Raw genomic sequence first — 19,185 nt, 5'->3', positions numbered from 1 at the left:
ATATACAAAAATGAAAACAATTAAAAATATAGGATATATTATCACCTTTTTAGGCTTTGCCTTTTTTATAGGTAGTATTTTTACAGGAACCTATAAAGTTACTCCAGACACTTACCATAGTTGGATTGAAAGTAAAGGAATAAAAAGTGAAATATTTATAGAAAACACTAAAAATGAGATTGTAAATAAAGAAATGAGTGCTTGGGATTTATCTAACATCATTCTTAAAAATGCAAAGATTTCTAATAAATATCTTAAAGAACAACAAGAAATAGAGTGGAATAAAATTATTCATATAAAATGGAGTAAAACTTCTAAAGAATATATTTATCCGTTGGTAAGAAAATCTGCAACAGGTTGGTTTATTAATAATACTTTTTTGTGGTTTTTCTTAACTTTTGGACTCGCTATTATTGGAGGATTACTCGTTTTTATTCCTGACTATAAATTGCTAGGACCCGCTGGAATTAAAAACAATGGACTTTTTCAGCACAGCGCTACTAATAGAGGTATTATTGGTTTGCTTACTGCCTTCTTTTTTGTTAGTTTTTACATCTTTTTATATTTTTTCCCAAACTTAATTGTCAATCCTATTTTGGCGGTTAATGGAATTAGTAAAGCTTTAAACGGAAATTCTGCAAGTCAGTGGTTTTTATACGGATTTATGTACTGTTCCGTAATGACTGTTTTTGCTGTTAGAATGTTTATCAAATATCGTCATAACAAATACCAAATGATTAGAACAGGGGTTGTTTTGTTCTTTCAAGTTGCTTTTGCTTTTTTAATTCCAGAAATATTAGTCGCTTTTAACAAACCTTGGTTCGATTTTAAAAATGCTTGGCCTTTAAACTACACTTTCTTTTTTGATTGGAATTTAAACACCTTGATAAATAGTGGAAATTTAGGTGTTTTTATGTTAGTTTGGGGAATTGTGCTAACAGCAGTTATAGTACCTGTAATGGTTTATTTTTATGGAAAAAGATGGTATTGCTCTTGGGTTTGTGGTTGTGGTGGTTTGGCCGAAACTTTAGGAGACCCTTATAGACAATTGTCCGATAAATCTTTATTTTCTTGGAAAATAGAACGTTGGTTAATTCATGGTGTCTTGGTCTTTGCTACTATTATGACCGCTTTAACCTTATATGTTTACTTTGCAGAAATACCTAGTTGGAAAGAACTATTTTGGGGAATATCTGTATATGATGTACAAACTTGGTACGGATTTTTTATAGGATCTATCTTTTCGGGAGTTATAGGAACAGGGTTTTATCCTATTCTAGGAAACCGAGTTTGGTGTCGTTTTGGTTGTCCGTTAGCTGCTTATTTAGGATTGGTACAACGTTTTAAATCTAGATTTAGAATTACCACCAACGGAGGACAATGTATTTCTTGCGGAAATTGTTCTACGTATTGCGAACAAGGTATTGACGTACGTTCTTATGCACAAAAAGGACAAAATATTGTACGCTCTTCTTGTGTAGGTTGTGGAGTATGTTCTGCTGTTTGCCCCCGTGGAGTTTTAAAACTAGAAAATGGAGACGATACAGGAAGCTCTAGAACCGAAGTTAATGATGTACTTTTAGGTAACGATATCGATTTGTTAAGTATGACCAAAAAGAATGATTAAACATTTTTCACATATACTTTTTCTACTTCCTTTTGTTGTTTTTACACAGCAAAAGGAAGTTTTGCATCAGGAATATTTTAAAAACGGAATGTTACATCACCAATGGTATACACTACACCATTTACCTACAAAATATTGGAAAACATTTTACAAGGATTCTACCAATTATTACCAAAGAAATTATAGAAGTCCCGGAAAAATAACATCCGAAGGCTGGTATAAAAACAATGTGAAAAATGGTTATAATCTAGAATATTTTAAAGATAGTTGTATTGCTAAAGGATATTATATTGATGATTTAAAAGAAAAAACATGGAAATTTTCAACTCACAATCGTTTAGATTCTGTGGGAGATTATCATTTAAACAAGCCCACAAATAATTGGCTCTATTATAAAAAAGGATATCTTTTTCTACAAAAAAGATATCTTAATAATAGTCAAAACTATACTGCTAAATATTATTATAAAAACGGAACTTTGGAGTCTGAGGGTATATACCAAAATCATCAAAAACAAAAGTATTGGAAATATTACTCCGATCAGCATATTTTAAAATCCTGTGGAACCTTTAAAGACGGATTAAAAGAAGGATATTGGCACTTTTACTCTAACGAAGGAATTTTATTAGCACAAGGAGATTTTATCAAAGATAAAAAAAGCAAATGGTGGTCTTTTTTCAAAAAAAATGGAATTTTGTCTCACAAATGTGAATTAAAAAAAGACAAACAAAACGGATATTGTGTCTATTACGATAAGAACAAAATTGTAAAAGGAAGCTATTTTAAAGAAGGAATAAAAGTTAAAGAATGGAACACTTGGAGTTCTTTTAGAAAAGATTATAAAAAACTAAATGACTAAAATTATTGTTATTATTCCTGCTTATAACGAAGAGCAGTCTATTGCGAATGTTGTAAACGATATTCCTAAACATTTAATTGATGAAGTAATTGTTGTAAACAACAATTCTACAGATACTACCGCACAAGTTGCAGCAAATGCAGGTGCTACTGTTTTATTAGAATCTAGAATGGGATATGGATATGCTTGTTTAACAGGAATGGAATATATTGCGACTAACAACTTACACCCCGATATTATTGTGTTTTTAGATGGTGATTATTCTGATTATCCAGAACAAATTACAGAGGTTATTCAGCCTATTTTAAAAGACAATATGGATTTGGTAATAGGATCTAGAAACAACTCTCAAAGAGCTAAAAACTCTATGACACCCCAACAAGTATTTGGAAACTGGTTGGCTACATTTTTAATGAAATTATTTTTTAAAGCAAATTTTACAGATCTAGGCCCTTTTAGAGCTATAAAATACAACAAACTATTGGCCTTAAACATGACTGACAAAACCTACGGTTGGACAGTAGAAATGCAATTAAAAGCCGTAAAACACAAATTTAACTACACAGAAGTACCTGTAAAATATAGAGAAAGAATAGGAGTTTCTAAGGTGTCAGGTACCATAAAAGGAACTATCTTTGCCGGAATTAAAATCCTAAGCTGGATCTTTAAATATAGTTTAAAATAATGGTTAACAATTTATTATTCTTAGTTTCAAAACCTACAGATAACGTTCTTTATGCAATTAGCTGTATTCTTTTAGTTATTTACATTACATCTTTGGTTATGGTATTCTTTTATGCCTTAGCACAATTAAATCTATTGTTTAATTACTTAAAGGCCAATCGTTCTAAAAAAAACGAAAAATGTCCTCTGTTTAATTTACAAAATCCTGATGAAGTTCCATATGTAACAATTCAACTTCCTGTATTTAATGAAAAATATGTAATGAAGCGATTGTTAAAAAATATTGCTTTATTAGAATACCCTAGAGAAAAACTAGAAATTCAGGTTTTAGATGATTCTACAGACGAAACAGTTATAAAAACCAAAGAAAGAATAGAAAAATTAGCTGCTACTGGCTTAGATATTGTTCACATTACTAGAACCAACAGACAAGGTTTTAAAGCCGGAGCTTTAAAAGAAGGATTGGCTATTGCTAAAGGGGAATTTATCGCCATTTTTGATTCTGATTTTTTACCAGAAAGTGATTGGTTACATAAAACCATTCCTTATTTTAAGGATGCTAAAATTGGAGTTGTACAAACACGTTGGGGGCATATTAACCGTAACTATTCTTTATTAACAAAAATACAAGCTTTTGCTTTAGATGCTCATTTTACCTTAGAGCAAATGGGTAGAAACTCTAAAGGCCACTTTATAAACTTTAACGGTACAGCCGGTGTTTGGAGAAAAGAATGTATTTACGAAGCTGGAAATTGGGAAGGAGATACCTTAACCGAAGATTTAGACTTAAGTTACCGTGCACAACTAAAAGGTTGGCAATTTAAATATTTAATAGATGTAGAGACTCCCGCAGAATTGCCTGTAGTAATTAGCGCTGCAAGATCTCAACAATTTAGATGGAATAAAGGTGGGGCGGAGAACTTTCAAAAAATGTTTCGTAAAATTATTACCTCTAATTTATCTTTTAAAACAAAAGCACATTGTGTACTTCACCTTTTAAATAGTACCATGTTTTTAAACGTATTTATAGTAGGTGTACTAAGTGTGCCAATGCTATATATTAAAAATTATTTTTCAGATTTTAAAGGGTACTTTATAGCAATGAGCTTTTTTGCCATTAGCACCATTATCTTTTTTATCTGTTATTGGTATATGTATAAAAATGTGCAACAAAAAAGTGGATTTAAAAGTTTTATACAATACACCCGAACTTTTTTTACTTTTTTTAGTGTAGCTATGGGCTTATCTTTAAACAATACAGGTGCTGTTATAGAAGGGCATAGACGTAAAAGAAGTGATTTTGTTAGAACTCCAAAGTTTAATATAAAATCTATAGATGGCTGGAAAAAAAATAAATACATGCGCAAAAAACCCTCTAAAAATGTAGTCTATGAAGGTATCTTGTGTATTTACTTTTTCTTTGGAATTGTAAGCGCTTGGTTGGTTCGTTACATTGGTAAAAACGATGAAAACACAAATTACACGTTTAATACTAAAACATTATTTAGTGCTAATGAATGGTACATGCCTTTTGATAGCGGTTTAATGGGCTTTCATATTATGTTGTTTCTAGGTTTTGGATTTATCTTTTATAAATCTGTGTTTTCAAAAGTTTAATGTAACTTTCAAATGTTTATATCGACATATATGTTTTAAAATAACCTTATGACCTCTTTTCTAAATAATTATAAAATGACCAACAACTTAAGTTTGTTGGTCATTTTGTTTTCCTGTATAGCCTATTATTTATTTGCATATCAAACGTTAAGAACCAACTTTTCTCAAGTTTTAAGCTTGTATAGTTTTTTGTTTGTTTGTTTCTATCTATTATACAATCACAGTCAACTAAATTTTAAAACACTTATATACTTAGGTGTATTGTTTAGAGTTTTATTTTTAGTCGCTATTCCAAACTTATCTGATGACTTTTATCGATTTTTATGGGATGGAAGAGCTTTGTTTAATGGAATTAATCCTTATTTAATTTTACCGAAAAACAACCCTAATCTAATTATTAACGGCTCTAATTTATACCAAGGAATGGGCTCAATGAATGGAAGTCATTATACCTGTTATCCACCTTTGAATCAATTTGCATTTACCATTCCTGCTATTTTTTCTGATAGTCATTTACTTATCAGTACAACAGTTATGAGAATCACATTAATTCTATCTGATGTCATTACTCTGTTTTTTGGAATAAAAATTTTAAAAGAATTAAAACTCAATACTCGTAAAATTTTAGTCTATTTTATCAACCCTTTTATTCTTATAGAGCTAACAGGAAACCTGCATTATGAAGGAATGATGATTGCTTTTTTAAGCGCTAGTTTGTATTTTTTATTCAAACAAAAAAAACACCTATCAGCTATTTTATTTGCAGGAGCTATTTCTATAAAATTAATTCCGTTAATTTTTTTACCTGTGTTTTATAAAAAGTTGGGTTTCAAAAAACTTTTTATCTACGGATGTATTGTAGCATTGGTAAACATACTACTGTTTCTTCCGTTTGCGAGCAAAGAATTGTATAGCAACTTTATGTCTAGTATTGAATTGTATTTTCAAAATTTCGAATTCAACGCTAGCCTTTATTATATTGTTAGAGAAATAGGATACCGCATAAAAGGGTACAATATTATTCAATCTGTAGGAAAAACAACTCCATTTATAATTATTACAATTACATTATTATTATCTTTCTTAAGAAAAAATAATCTTAAACAAACCTTAATCACCAGTATGTTGTGGGTTATTTGTTCTTATTACTTTTTATCTAGTATTGTGCATCCATGGTATATAGCCATTCCGCTATTTTTAAGTTTGTTTACCAAATACAGTTTTCCTGTTATATGGTCTTTTGTTGTTATTTTAAGCTATAGTGCTTATGTAAACAGTAGCTATAAAGAAAACCTTTGGTTGGTCGGTTTAGAATATATTTTGGTCTTTGGATATTTATTCGCAGAACTATTTCAGTGGAAATTTAATCGTAAAAAAAATCTATGAAAGTAGTCAGTGCTTGTTTGGCGGGAATAGCATGTAGGTTTGATGGCAAATCAAAATCCAATTCAAAAATTATTCAACTAATCAAAGAAGGAAAAGCAATTGCTGTTTGTCCCGAAGAGTTAGGTGGATTGTCCACTCCTAGAACTTCAGCAGAACAACAAGGAGATAAAATTATTAGTCAACAAGGAATTGATCTTACCCAAGCTTATACAACAGGAGCTAAAAAAGCCTTAGCTATTACTATAGAAAATAAATGTACAGATGCTATTTTAAAATCTAATTCTCCATCATGTGGCTGTGGCAAAGTGTACGATGGTTCTTTTACAGGCAAACTAACTAATGGAGATGGTATTTTTTGTAAAACATTAAAACAACATCACATAAAAGTGATTACGGAAAAAGACCTATAAACATTCCCTAAATTACTTTCTTATTTTTCTTTTAAAAAAAATTAGTTATTTATCTTTGATACATAATCAATTAAAACAATTATAAAATGGCATTTGAATTACCGAATTTACCGTATGCAACGGATGCATTAGAACCAAATATTGATGCAAAAACTATGGAAATCCACCATGGAAAACATCACGCAGCTTACACTGCTAAATTAAACGGAGCAATTGAAGGGACAGATTTAGAAGGAAAGTCTATTGAAGAAATCTTAGGAGGATTGGATATGACTAACGGAGCTGTTCGTAACAACGGAGGTGGATTTTACAACCATAACTTATTTTGGTCTGTAATGTCGCCAAACGGAGGTGGAGAGCCTACAGGAGAATTAGCTGAAGCTATTAACAAAGCTTTTGGTTCTTTTGAAGAGTTTAAAAATGCGTTTTCTAACGCTGCTGCTACTCAGTTTGGATCTGGATGGGCATGGTTATGTGTTGCTAAAGGTGGAGAAGTAAACGTTTGTTCTACTCCAAACCAAGACAATCCATTAATGCCAGGTGTTACTTGTGGTAACCAACCTATTTTAGGTTTAGATGTATGGGAACATGCTTACTATTTAAACTACCAAAACAGAAGACCTGATTATATCAATGCATTTTTTAATGTAATTAACTGGGAAGTTGTATCAGCAAACTACGCTGTTGCTAAATAACTAGTAGTTTTTTAAAATTACAGAACCCCATCTTATAGTTAAGATGGGGTTTCTTTTTTATTATTGATTTTTAAAGCAAAATATACATAACGATTCAAGATGATTTTTATATATATTTACATGCTTTTTAAAATTTGATTGAATAACAATAACAACACAGAGAAATGGCTTGCCTGGATGAATGAGCTTTCTTGTAACGACTATGTCATCATAGATCAATTTTTAGAGGAAGAACTTTATAATGAAGTTAGATCCTTTTTTATAAACAAACTAGACTTATTTACACAAGCAGGTATTGGTGCTTTAGATAAAAACACCATTATAAAAGAAATTAGAGGAGATCATACATTTTGGCTAGATAGGTCAAGAGATACGGATATAAATACATTTTGGAACTTGTTAGATGATGTAATTGCTCTATTTAACCGCTATTGTTTTTTAAGTTTATCTGGTTACGAATTCCACTTGGCTAATTATCCTCCTGGCGGTCATTATAAAAAACACTTAGATCAATTTAACAACAGAAATAACAGAACCATTACTATAATTCTATACTTAAATGAAAATTGGCAAAAAGGTGATGGTGGAGAGTTAGAGATATACACCAAAGAAGACACTTCTTTTTTAGTAGAACCACTTGGTGGCAGGTGTGTTATTTTTAAAAGTGATACAGTTCCACACAGTGTTTTAAAATCAAATAAAAACCGTTATAGTTTAACAGGCTGGCTGTTACAAAAACCATCTAAGTTGGGTCAATTTTTAGGATAAAAAACTCTAGAAATAATAATTACTAGAGTTTCTCTATGTAGTTTTTCAACTGTTCTTCTGACATTTGTACGGTTCGCCAATCATCAAACACTTCTGCTCCAGAGTTTTTATAAAATTCAACAGCAGGAGTGTTCCATTCTAACACAGCCCACTCTACTCTCTTTATCTTTTGTTCAAAAGCATATTTTAAAATGCGATTATATAACAACTTTCCGACCCCTTTACCTCTATTAACTTCTTTTACAATTAAATCTTCTAAGTGTAGTGTTTTTCCTTTCCAGGTAGAATATCTATAGTAAAACAAAGCCATTCCAACAATAGAGTTATTTAGCTCTGCGATAAATACTTCAAACTTAGGTTGATTTCCAAAACCGTCATTTTTAATATCTTCTATAGTAACTTCTACAGCTTCTGGTTCTTGTTCAAACACTGCTAAATCATTAATTAATGTAAATATTTCATTTGCATCATCAATGTTTCCTTTTCTAATAAGAATATTCATCATTGTATTTTAAAAATTTGACATAAAAAAAGCATCTCAATAGAGATGCTTTTGATATTATATAATAAGTAGAATTTATCTATTTACTTTAAAAGCTTTAGTTTGAGGAAAATAAGCTACCTCCCCTAATTCCTCTTCAATTCTAATTAATTGGTTGTACTTAGCCATACGGTCAGAACGAGAAGCAGAACCAGTTTTGATTTGACCTGTGTTTAATGCCACAGCTAAATCAGCAATAGTAGTATCTTCAGTTTCTCCAGAACGGTGAGACATTACAGAAGTGTATCCTGCATTATGTGCCATGTTTACAGCTGCAATAGTTTCTGTTAATGTACCAATTTGGTTTACTTTAATTAAGATTGAGTTTGCAATCCCTTTTTCAATACCTGTAGACAAACGCTCAACATTAGTAACAAATAAATCATCACCAACTAATTGTACTTTGTCTCCAACTAATTCTGTTAAGTATTTCCATCCTTCCCAGTCATTTTCATCCATACCATCTTCAATAGAGATAATTGGGTATTTAACTGATAATTCAGCTAAGTATTCAGCTTGTTCTTTAGATGAACGTACTGCACCATTCTCACCTTCAAATTTAGCGTAGTTGTATTTTCCATTTTCAAAGAATTCAGCAGCAGCACAATCTAAAGCTAACATTACTTCGTCACCTGGCTTGTATCCAGCTTTTTCAATAGCAGATAATACAGTTTCAATTGCATCTTCAGTACCATCAAAAGTTGGAGCAAATCCACCTTCATCACCTACAGCAGTAGATAAGTTACGTCCGTGTAATATTTTTGCTAAATTGTGGAAAATCTCAGTTCCCATTTTTAATGCTTCAGTAAAGTTTTTAGCTTTTACTGGCATAATCATAAACTCTTGAAATGCAATAGGAGCATCAGAGTGAGATCCACCGTTTACAATGTTCATCATTGGAACAGGTAAAGTGTTTGCAGAAACTCCACCTACGTAGCGGTATAAAGGCATGTCTAATTCGTTAGCTGCTGCTTTAGCAACTGCTAAAGAAACACCTAAAATAGCGTTAGCACCTAATTTAGCTTTGTTTGGAGTACCGTCTAAATCGATCATTGCTTTATCAATAGCATTTTGTTCGAAAACAGAAAATCCAATTAATTCTTCTGCAAGAGTTGTGTTAACGTTATTAACTGCGTTTAAAACACCTTTCCCCATAAAGTCAGAACCACCATCTCTTAATTCTACAGCTTCGTGCTCTCCAGTAGATGCTCCAGAAGGAACAATAGCTCTACCTAAAACACCATTTTCAGTAACTACATCTACTTCTACAGTTGGGTTACCTCTTGAGTCAAAAATTTGTCTTGCGTGAATGTTAACTATAACGCTCATATATTTAGATTTTAATTATTATTATGTTTTCGATGTGCAATATACGTAACAATGTAAATGCAAAATAGAATAAAAAAAATAAGTTTCGAAAACCTATTCGTTAATTTATTCTAGTGTTTTTATATAAAAAAAGCAGTGTTTTACACACTGCTTTTTTTATTAGTTAAAGTTATTTGATACATCTCCAGTTCCAGAAGAGTAGCTAATTTTTAATGCGTTAATTGTTCGCAACTCATGTTTGATATCTGATACAGTACCAACATTTGTTTTAACATCTGCTTTGATAGATGTTACCATTGCTTTTTGCTCTTCAGCATCATGTTTATCTCTTTCTGAGTAAATAAAGTTGGTCACATCATTTACTGTAGAAATTTTATCATTTAACTGAATCTTATCTCCTTTACCTTCAGATGCGTTCTTGGCTTTTCCAACATATATTGTACTCACTAAGCTTTTGTGCTCTAATTTTTTTACTTCAGTTGCACTTGGCAATTTTGGTGGTTTAATTAAAAGCGTTGTTTCACGCATAGTTGTAGCAACCATGAAGAAAAACAAAAGCATAAATACAATATCTGGTAATGCCGCAGTGTTTACTGCTGGCACATCTTTTTTCTTTTTTCCAAACTTAGACATCTGCTTATTATTTTATAGGTTCAGCATCTGATAAAATCTCTGGGTATGCTTTCTTAATTTTATCCAATGCAACTTTTACGTCTGCATTTTCTTTATCTGCTTTTTGAATATTCAATAAGTCAGTATAAGAAAGTCCTTGATATTTACCGGTTGTATACTTTTTTGCGTATCTATTTCTTAACTCTGTATATGCAGCTAACAATTCATTTTGAACTGAAATATACATACCATACGAAGTAGTTTGAGCAGTTTGTACAGAAATAATTGCTTTTCCTGGATGGTCAGATGATGATTCATCTTTTTTACCTTCACAGTAATCACATGTTTTTCCTTCGTATGTACCTCCTCCATTATCGATAAAATCGATAGCTAATTGACGTACATCTTTAATTGTAACTTCCTCATCATCAACTAATAATTTATCAAAACGGTTGATGTTTACTTCTAAAATATTCTTCTCCTTAACAGGTGGAGCTTCAGTATTTTCTGGTTGAATTTCTGGTAACTTTCTAAAAACACCTGAATCGGTATCCATAGTAGTTGTTACCAAGAAAAAGATAAGCAGCAAGAAAGCAATATCTGCCATAGAACCTGCATTGATTTCTGGTATATCTCTTTTTGCCATATCTAGTTAATTATTTAATTGCTGTTTTAACGGCTCCTGCCCCTACAGCTCCAATTGCAATTACTCCTAAGTATACACTGTAGTTAATAATTGTACTGATTAATTTTGAAGTTGCTCCTGCTTGTCCACCTTCTAAAATCTGTCCTTGTACATCTAATACAGCAGCATCTGAAGCTGTAACATATGCAACTGCGTAAACAGCTCCTAAAATAGCTACATTGATAGCAATTTTCTTTAAATCCTCTGGGTTCTTAAATATATTAACAATTGCAAATACAACAGTAATTCCTAATGCAACATATAACAACCATGCTGAAAATTCTACAATAGGGCTTACACTGTCATATACATCGTCACCTTCAGCCATTAAGACACCAGCATATAATCCAGCTCCTATAACTGCAATAACAAGTATCACAACGGTTAATATTTTTGATATTTTACTACTCATAATGAATATTATTTTTTGTATTTAACTAATAAGTCAATCAAAGAAATAGAAGCATCTTCCATTTTGTTTACTATACTATCTACTTTTGCAATGATAATATTATAGAAAACTTGTAAAATAATTGCTACTACTAATCCGAATACTGTAGTTAATAAGGCTACTTTAATACCTCCTGCTACTACTGCTGGGTTAATATCTCCGGCTACTTGAATCGCATCAAATGCATCAATCATACCAATAACCGTCCCCATAAATCCTAACATCGGTGCTAATGCAATAAATAAAGATAACCAAGAAATGTTTTTCTCTAATAATCCCATTTGTACACCTCCGTAACCAACAACAGCTTTTTCAGCAGCATCAATTCCTTCTGTTGATCTATCTAAACCTTGGTAAAAAATAGAAGCAATAGGACCTTTTGTATTTCTACAAACATCTTTAGCAGCTTCAATTCCACCTGAAGCTAATGCTTCATCTACTTTAGCAACTAATTTCTTAGTATTTGTAGTAGCTAAGTTTAAATAAATAATTCTTTCGATTGCGATAGCCAATCCTAAAATTAATGCAACTAATACAATTCCCATGAATCCTGCACCACCTTCAATAAAACGTTGTTTTAAAATTTGGTGAAAAGTTGCCTCTTTTTCTGGAGTTGCTTCCACTGGAGCAGATGCTTCTTCAGCTGGCTCCTCATTTGCAACATTCTCAGTTGCTGCTACACTTGTAGAATCTACGGTAGCTCCTTCTTCTTGTGCAAACGCATTAGAAGTTCCTAAAAACATTAATCCTGCAACAGCTAGGATACTAAAAACTTTTTTCATTTCTATTTAATTAATACTATTAATGATAATTGATAAACGATGAGCAAGTAACAAAAAAATGTTTACTTTAAAAAATATTATATTGTTAAATCTTCTTAACATTTTTAAGTCTCTCCTCTAACAGATTCTTCAAAAAATCTTCTATATTCTTGAATATTTAATTTTTTATCATGTAAAAATAACATTTTAGCAACAGTAGCTTCAACTGTCATACTCCCAGCACTCACAAATTCAAGCTCTTTTGCCTGTATACTAGCTGCATACCTACCAATTGTAATCCCTCCTTTTAAACATTGGGATACTAGTACTATTTTTAAACCCTTACTTATTTTTTCTTTAAAAACACCCCTTATTTCTTTACTAAATTCAGGCATATTTCCCGATCCAAAGACTTCTAAAACAACCCCATCAAAAGAATTTGACTCTAAAACCAACTTTAAAATAGCATCATTACCGAACGGAATTAACTTAATAACAACAATATTTGCTTCTATTTTCTTATAAACTTTAAATTTTTTCTTTGTTTTTATTCCTTCAATTGATTTAAAATTTGGAGAAATATAGGCATCGTATCCTTCTGAATCTATTTTAGTGGTACAAACAGCTCTATGCCACTTATGATGAAAATAAATTCCAACTTCTTTAGGAAATCTATTTTCTTTTAAAGCCAATAAACTGTTTTTTAAATTTGTTTTACTATCCGATTTGTTATCAAACAAAGGCAATTGACCACCTGTAAAAACAATTGACTTGTTTAAACCTTGAATGCTATAACTTAACAAAGAACTTACATATGCCATGGTATCTGTTCCCATCAAAACTAAAAAAGCATCATAATTGTAATATTCTTGTTCTACAATAACGGCTAATTCATTAAAATATTTCAATCCAAAATTAGAAGAATCTATTACTTGCTTAGTTGATTTAATAGAAATTCCGTGTAAAAGATCTTCTTCAATTAAGAATTCTTCTATTGGTTTGACACCATTTGGCACTAGAGACTGATTTTTTTTGTCTTTAATCATTCCTATTGTACCTCCAGTATAAATTAATAATATTTTCATATTCATAAAATTAACCAAAAATAAAAAAGAGAGCTATATAGCTCTCTTTTTTATTTATTATTCAGTAAGATTTAAACCGGTTTCTCAATCACAAAATCTTCCATAAACTTAGTGGTATAATCACCTGCTACATAATCTGGATGATCCATTAACTGTCTGTGAAAAGGAATTGTTGTTTTTACTCCTTCTATTACAAACTCATCTAATGCTCTCCTCATTTTACTAATAGCCTCTCCTCTAGTTTGAGCAGTGGTTATTAATTTAGCAATCATTGAATCATAATTTGGTGGAATTGTATATCCTGCATACACATGAGTATCTAAACGAACTCCGTGTCCTCCTGGTGCATGAAAAGATGTTATTTTTCCTGGAGCAGGTCTAAATCCAGCAAATGGATCTTCTGCATTAATTCTACATTCGATAGAGTGCAGTTTTGGATAATAGTTTTTTCCTGAAATTGGAATTCCAGCAGCAACAGATATTTGTTCTCTAATTAAATCGTAGTCAACAACTTCTTCCGTAATAGGGTGTTCTACCTGAATACGGGTATTCATTTCCATAAAGTAGAAGTTTCTATGTTTGTCTACCAAAAATTCAACAGTACCTGCTCCTTCGTACTTAATATATTCAGCAGCAGAAACAGCAGCTTGTCCCATAGCTTCTCTTAACTCATCTGTCATGAATGGAGAAGGTGTTTCTTCAGTTAATTTTTGATGACGTCTTTGTACAGAACAATCTCTTTCAGATAAATGACATGCTTTACCATAAGCATCTCCTACAATTTGAATTTCGATATGACGAGGTTCTTCAATTAGCTTCTCCATATACATATCATCATTCCCAAAAGCAGCTTTAGATTCGTGACGAGCAGAATCCCAAGCATCTCTTAGCTCCTCAGCTTTCCATACAGCACGCATTCCTTTACCTCCACCACCGGCAGAAGCTTTAAGCATTACTGGATATCCTGTTTCTATAGCTAATTTTTCACATTCAGCAAAGTCTTCAATAACACCTTCACTTCCAGGCACACATGGTACTCCAGCAGCTATCATTGTAGATTTTGCATTTGCTTTATCTCCCATCTGATTAATCATTTCGGCAGTTGCTCCAATAAATTTAATCTCGTGATCTTCACATAATTTAGAAAACTTAGCGTTTTCAGATAAAAACCCATATCCTGGGTGAATAGCATCTGCATTTGTAATTTCGGCTGCTGCAATAATATTAGACATCTTTAAGTAAGATTCTGAACTTGGAGCTGGACCAATACAAACAGCTTCGTCTGCAAAACGAACATGTAAACTATCCTGATCTGCAGTAGAGTATACTGCAACCGTTTTAATTCCCATTTCTTTACATGTTCTTATTACACGTAAAGCTATTTCACCTCGGTTGGCTATTAATATTTTTTTAAACATAGTATTTCTTTTAGAAAATTAGTACTTAAAACCTTAGTAACCTTTAATTATGATGGGTCTACTAAGAATAATGGTTGTCCAAATTCAACTGGTGTACTATCCTCTACTAATATTTTTACTATTTTACCTGAAACTTCAGATTCTATTTCGTTAAATAACTTCATTGCTTCAATTACACAAACAACTGAATCTGGTTGTACAGTATCACCTACTTCAACAAACAAAGGTTTGTCTGGAGATGGTTTTCTGTAAAAAGTTCCAATCATTGGAGAAGTAACAGTTACATATTTTGAATCTTCTGCTGCTTCTGTTGACACAGGGGTTGTTTCAACAGCGGCTGGAGCGGCTAGAGGTGCTTGTGCAATAGGTGCTCCCATAGGCATTGGTGCTGCATGTTGTAAAATAGTAGTTTCCGTTTTACCTTCACCTGTTTTAATGGTGATTTTAACATCTTCCATTTCTAATTTTACTTCGTTAGCTCCTGATTTTGCAACGAATTTTATTAAATTCTGAATGTCCTTTAATTCCATAATAGTTATATTAAGTAAATATTCTTTAAAGTTATAGTTTTTAGCTTATGAATTATAAGCCCATTTTAAATAAGTAGCTCCCCATGTAAAACCTCCTCCAAAAGCAGCAAAAACAATATTGTCTCCTTTTTTTAATTGTTTTTCATAATCAGCCAATAATAATGGTAAAGTTCCTGATGTTGTATTTCCATAATATTGGATATTCATCATTACTTTTTCCTTATCTAATTCTATTCTATTTGCAGTAGCCTCAATAATTCGAGTATTTGCTTGGTGTGCTGCCAACCAATCTACATCTTGTTTAGACAAGTTGTTTCTTTCTAAAATTTTAACGGCTGCATCTGCCATATTAGATACTGCATATTTAAATACAGTTCTTCCTTCTTGTCTAATATAGTGCTGTTTGTTATCTACCGTTTCGTGAGTTGCTGGATTTAAGGAACCTCCTGCTTCCATTTTTAAGAATTCACGACCAATTCCGTCACTTCTTAAGTATTCGTCTTGTAGTCCTAAACCTTCTTCATTAGGCTCAAATAAAGCAGCACCTGCTCCATCTCCAAATATAATACAAGTAGCTCTGTCTTCGTAATCAATAATTGAAGACATTTTATCAGCACCTATAATTAATACTTTTTTATACCTACCTGATTCTATATATGCTGCCGCTGTAGACATTGCATATAAAAAACTAGAACAAGCAGCTTGTAAATCGTATCCAAATGCATTAACAGCTCCTATTTGAGTAGCAACATAGACTGCTGTAGAAGCTACATTCATATCAGGGGTTGCTGTACCTACTAACACCAAATCTATTTCTTTAGGATCTAGTCCTTTTTTTTGAATTAAATTTTCGGCAGCTTTTATTGCTAAGTATGATGTTGGTTTGTCTTTATCTTTAAGAATTCTTCGTTCTTTGATACCAGTACGGGTTGTAATCCATTCGTCGTTTGTATCAACAATAGACTCTAACTCTTTATTAGTCAACACATAATCTGGAACATATTTTCCAACAGCTGTAATAGCAGCATTTATTTTTGCCATAAATTGATTGTTAAGAAATCTTTAAACAATATTGAACGCCAAAGTAATAAAATTTATTTCTAAAAGTTACGTAAAAAATGTCCTTTTTTTGATCTATTCCATTAGTTTGAACAAAGAAACCCTCATAAAATGAGGGTTTTCAATTCAGTATATAATTTAAAAGACAAAATTATGCTTCAGCCTCTGTAGCGTCAATTACAACTTGTCCTCTGTAATATAATTTTCCTTCATTCCAGTGTGCTCTATGGTATAAGTGCGCTTCTCCAGTAGTTGGGTCTACAGCAACTTGAGGAGCTACAGCTTTGTAATGAGTTCTTCTTTTATCTCTTCTTGTTTTTGAGATTTTTCTCTTTGGATGTGCCATTGCTATAAATTTTTATTTTTTATCTAATAATTGTTTTAATTGATCCCAACGTGGATCGACCTGTTCTTTTTTACTTTTTGTCTCTTTCTTCTGCTCTTGTTTTTCTTCTAGAGCATTAATATCTTCTCTTGATACTCCTGGTTTTATTCTTTTTTGAGGAATAGACAATATAATCAATTCATATATATATTGTTGTACCTCTACTTGATAAGCGTGATGTGATAAAATTAACAACTCTTCATTATCATTGTTAAAAGCTTCTCCAAACTTAACAATTAAAGAAAAATCACCTTTTACCTCTAAATCAAAATCTTCTCCTGTAACATCACAAGGTACATTTACACTACCATCCGCTACAAAATCTAATTCTAGTAAAGTTTCTTTTTTAGTTAAGCAAAGGCTTACCTTAAAATCCACTTGTTCAAACTCATCATATCCAAAAGCATCAAAGAACTCTCTATCAATTTGAAAATCAAACTGATGCTTACCTTCCTTTAAACCCACAAAAGGGATCTTAAATTCATTTAGGTTTTTCATATAAAAACATCAATTTGAGCGTGCAAAGATATAAAAACATTTTATTGATTCAAAAACTAATCAATTAATTTATTGTTTTTTAATTTTTAACGGATTCGTTTTCAATTCTTGATATTCAAATCTTTTTTTAGCAATTGAAATTCCTTGCTGCAAAGCTTCTTTAAAAGAGGACTCATTTGCAATGCCTTTCCCTGCTAAATCAAAAGCTGTACCGTGGTCTGGCGAGACTCTTATCTTTTCTAAGCCTGCTGTAAAATTAACTCCTTTTCCAAAAGAGATAGCTTTAAAACCTACCAATCCTTGATCATGATACATAGAAATCACTCCATCAAACTTAGTGTACGATTGATTTCCAAAAAAACCATCCGCAGCATAAGGACCATAAACCAACTGTCCTTTTTCCTGATATTCGGTTAATATTGGCTGAATTAATTCTGCATCTTCATTCCCAATAACTCCGTTATCACCACAGTGTGGATTTAACCCTAACACAGCTATTTTAGGTCTTCTAATTCCAAAATCTTGAATTAATGACTGATACATAATATCTATTTTTTTACAAATCAATTCTTTTGTTAAAGTTTCTGAAACTTTAGAAACTGGAATATGACCTGTTACTAGCCCTATTTTAATATCATCAGACATTAAAATCATCAAACTATCTCCATCTATTTTAGATTCTAAATATTCTGTATGACCAGGAAAATTAAAATCAGCTGATTGAATATTATCTTTACTTATAGGAGCTGTTAGTAAAACATCTACAATATTTTCTTGCAAGGCATTGGTAGCTGCTTCTAATGATTGAAATGCTTTTTGTCCAGATGTTTCTGTAGGCACTCCGGCTTGTATCTGTACCGCATCATTCCATACATTTACAACATTCAATTTACCTTCTTCAATTTTACTTAACTCTCTAACACTATGTGTTGGGTAATTGTATTTTAATTCTTTTTTATAATAAGCTATTGATTTGTCCGAAGCAAAAATAACAGGAGTACACAACTCATACATTCTTTTATCTTCAAATGTTTTTAGAATTAATTCTATTCCTATTCCATTTAAGTCTCCAATAGAGATTCCAATTCTTATTACACGATTATCAGTCATTATATATTACTTTTGGAGTACGAAATTAGTCATTTAAAACCATATACATAATGTTTACAGGAATAATTGAAACTACTGGAATTGTTAAAAAACTAAAGCCAGAAAACACCAATTTACACATTACTATAGCATCATCAATAACCAATGAATTAAAAGTTGACCAAAGTGTAGCTCATAATGGAGTTTGCTTAACGGTTGTAGATATTAAGAAAAATGAGTACACTGTTACTGCTATTGAAGAAACTTTAAACAAGACCAACCTAAACAACCTAAATCTTAATGATGAAGTAAATTTAGAAAGAGCTATGAAGTTGGGAGATCGGTTAGATGGACATATTGTACAAGGTCATGTGGACCAAATTGCCACTTGCACAAACGTAGAAAACAAAGACGGAAGTTGGTTTTTTACCTTTGAGTATGACAAATCTTTAGGAAACTTAACTATAGAGAAAGGCTCTATTACAATTGATGGAACTAGTTTAACTGTTGTTAACTCTGGAGAAAACATTTTTAGTGTAGCCATTATTCCATATACTTTTGAACATACAAGATTTAAACACTACAAAAAAAATACGGTTGTAAATTTAGAATTTGATGTTATTGGAAAATATGTAAAAAACATATCTAAATATAGTATTTAAGACACTCTTACTTCTTATAAACAAAAAAGACACT

22 protein-coding genes are annotated in these 19,185 nt (G+C 31.5%); 9 read left to right on the top strand and 13 right to left on the bottom strand.

All coding sequences use genetic code 11. From position 1 onward, the window contains the following. Positions 1-10 precede the first annotated feature (10 nt). The 8 genes from FHR24_RS04680 to FHR24_RS04645 all read left to right on the top strand — a co-directional run bounded on the left by FHR24_RS04680 (position 11) and on the right by FHR24_RS04645 (position 8,046). Positions 11-1,627, top strand: a complete 1,617-nt coding sequence (locus FHR24_RS04680; protein WP_167184575.1) for a 4Fe-4S binding protein — start codon at positions 11-13, stop codon at positions 1,625-1,627. Further along, the gene (locus FHR24_RS04675; RefSeq protein ID WP_167184572.1) at positions 1,620-2,486 is read left to right on the top strand and encodes a toxin-antitoxin system YwqK family antitoxin; all 867 of its coding nucleotides are present in this window, start codon (positions 1,620-1,622) and stop codon (positions 2,484-2,486) included. The genes FHR24_RS04680 and FHR24_RS04675 overlap by 8 nt, the downstream gene beginning before the upstream one ends. Beyond that, positions 2,479-3,171, top strand: coding sequence for a glycosyltransferase family 2 protein (locus FHR24_RS04670; RefSeq protein WP_167184542.1), 693 nt, complete (start codon positions 2,479-2,481; stop codon positions 3,169-3,171). The genes FHR24_RS04675 and FHR24_RS04670 overlap by 8 nt, the downstream gene beginning before the upstream one ends. Further along, positions 3,171-4,787, top strand: coding sequence for a cellulose synthase family protein (locus FHR24_RS04665; RefSeq protein WP_167184539.1), 1,617 nt, complete (start codon positions 3,171-3,173; stop codon positions 4,785-4,787). The genes FHR24_RS04670 and FHR24_RS04665 overlap by 1 nt, the downstream gene beginning before the upstream one ends. Positions 4,788-4,835: 48 nt before the next feature. Continuing rightward, on the top strand, positions 4,836-6,173 hold the full coding sequence (locus tag FHR24_RS04660; protein WP_243846499.1) for a glycosyltransferase 87 family protein: 1,338 nt from the start codon (positions 4,836-4,838) through the stop codon (positions 6,171-6,173). Then, entirely contained in the window at positions 6,170-6,583 is a 414-nt protein-coding gene (locus FHR24_RS04655; protein ID WP_167184536.1) for a DUF523 domain-containing protein, read from the top strand. Before FHR24_RS04660 ends, FHR24_RS04655 begins: the two co-directional genes overlap by 4 nt. 86 nt (positions 6,584-6,669) lie before the next feature. Then, positions 6,670-7,278, top strand: coding sequence for a superoxide dismutase (locus tag FHR24_RS04650; protein ID WP_167184534.1), 609 nt, complete (start codon positions 6,670-6,672; stop codon positions 7,276-7,278). A gap of 138 nt (positions 7,279-7,416) precedes the next feature. Then, positions 7,417-8,046, top strand: coding sequence for a 2OG-Fe(II) oxygenase (locus FHR24_RS04645; RefSeq protein WP_243846498.1), 630 nt, complete (start codon positions 7,417-7,419; stop codon positions 8,044-8,046). Between the two features lie 22 nt (positions 8,047-8,068). Here the strand turns inward: FHR24_RS04645 and FHR24_RS04640 are convergent, their stop codons facing one another. The 13 genes from FHR24_RS04640 to pdxA all read right to left on the bottom strand — a co-directional run bounded on the left by FHR24_RS04640 (position 8,069) and on the right by pdxA (position 18,510). Next, complete coding sequence (locus tag FHR24_RS04640) at positions 8,069-8,548, bottom strand: GNAT family N-acetyltransferase (protein ID WP_167184531.1); 480 nt, start codon at positions 8,546-8,548, stop codon at positions 8,069-8,071. A 75-nt stretch (positions 8,549-8,623) separates the two neighbouring features. After that, positions 8,624-9,916, bottom strand: coding sequence for a phosphopyruvate hydratase (eno, locus tag FHR24_RS04635; protein WP_167184528.1), 1,293 nt, complete (start codon positions 9,914-9,916; stop codon positions 8,624-8,626). A 159-nt stretch (positions 9,917-10,075) separates the two neighbouring features. Next, entirely contained in the window at positions 10,076-10,549 is a 474-nt protein-coding gene (locus tag FHR24_RS04630; RefSeq protein ID WP_167184525.1) for an ExbD/TolR family protein, read from the bottom strand. A 7-nt stretch (positions 10,550-10,556) separates the two neighbouring features. Further along, positions 10,557-11,174: an ExbD/TolR family protein gene (locus tag FHR24_RS04625; protein ID WP_167184522.1), complete on the bottom strand. Its 618-nt coding sequence runs from the start codon at positions 11,172-11,174 to the stop codon at positions 10,557-10,559. Between the two features lie 10 nt (positions 11,175-11,184). Next, positions 11,185-11,625 (bottom strand): hypothetical protein, encoded by a 441-nt coding sequence (locus FHR24_RS04620; RefSeq protein WP_167184519.1) that lies wholly within the window; start codon positions 11,623-11,625, stop codon positions 11,185-11,187. Between the two features lie 8 nt (positions 11,626-11,633). After that, on the bottom strand, positions 11,634-12,446 hold the full coding sequence (locus FHR24_RS04615; protein ID WP_167184516.1) for a MotA/TolQ/ExbB proton channel family protein: 813 nt from the start codon (positions 12,444-12,446) through the stop codon (positions 11,634-11,636). 104 nt (positions 12,447-12,550) lie between these two features. Then, positions 12,551-13,510 carry an asparaginase domain-containing protein gene (locus FHR24_RS04610; protein WP_167184513.1) on the bottom strand — a complete coding sequence of 320 codons (960 nt, stop codon included), beginning with the start codon at positions 13,508-13,510 and terminating at the stop codon, positions 12,551-12,553. A 71-nt stretch (positions 13,511-13,581) separates the two neighbouring features. Further along, entirely contained in the window at positions 13,582-14,928 is a 1,347-nt protein-coding gene (gene accC / locus FHR24_RS04605) for an acetyl-CoA carboxylase biotin carboxylase subunit (protein ID WP_167184510.1), read from the bottom strand. Positions 14,929-14,975: 47 nt separating this feature from the next. Next, entirely contained in the window at positions 14,976-15,458 is a 483-nt protein-coding gene (gene accB / locus FHR24_RS04600) for an acetyl-CoA carboxylase biotin carboxyl carrier protein (protein WP_167184507.1), read from the bottom strand. Positions 15,459-15,503: 45 nt separating this feature from the next. Beyond that, a complete protein-coding gene (locus tag FHR24_RS04595; RefSeq protein ID WP_167184504.1) occupies positions 15,504-16,499 on the bottom strand; it encodes a beta-ketoacyl-ACP synthase III in 996 nt (331 codons plus the stop codon). A 169-nt stretch (positions 16,500-16,668) separates the two neighbouring features. Beyond that, positions 16,669-16,863 (bottom strand): 50S ribosomal protein L32, encoded by a 195-nt coding sequence (rpmF, locus tag FHR24_RS04590; RefSeq protein WP_010135057.1) that lies wholly within the window; start codon positions 16,861-16,863, stop codon positions 16,669-16,671. Positions 16,864-16,875: 12 nt separating this feature from the next. Continuing rightward, positions 16,876-17,400: a YceD family protein gene (locus tag FHR24_RS04585; RefSeq protein WP_167184501.1), complete on the bottom strand. Its 525-nt coding sequence runs from the start codon at positions 17,398-17,400 to the stop codon at positions 16,876-16,878. A 69-nt stretch (positions 17,401-17,469) separates the two neighbouring features. Further along, positions 17,470-18,510: a 4-hydroxythreonine-4-phosphate dehydrogenase PdxA gene (gene pdxA, locus FHR24_RS04580; protein WP_167184498.1), complete on the bottom strand. Its 1,041-nt coding sequence runs from the start codon at positions 18,508-18,510 to the stop codon at positions 17,470-17,472. 50 nt (positions 18,511-18,560) lie between these two features. On the opposite strand from pdxA, the gene FHR24_RS04575 reads away from it, so the two are divergent. Next, entirely contained in the window at positions 18,561-19,151 is a 591-nt protein-coding gene (locus tag FHR24_RS04575; RefSeq protein WP_167184495.1) for a riboflavin synthase, read from the top strand. Positions 19,152-19,185 lie beyond the last annotated feature (34 nt).

The sequence above is a fragment of the Wenyingzhuangia heitensis genome (assembly GCF_011762155.1).
Taxonomy (GTDB): Bacteria; Bacteroidota; Bacteroidia; order Flavobacteriales; family Flavobacteriaceae; genus Wenyingzhuangia; species Wenyingzhuangia heitensis.
Note: the sequence above shows the minus strand (reverse complement) of the source record. Positions and strands in the feature narration are given on the sequence as shown.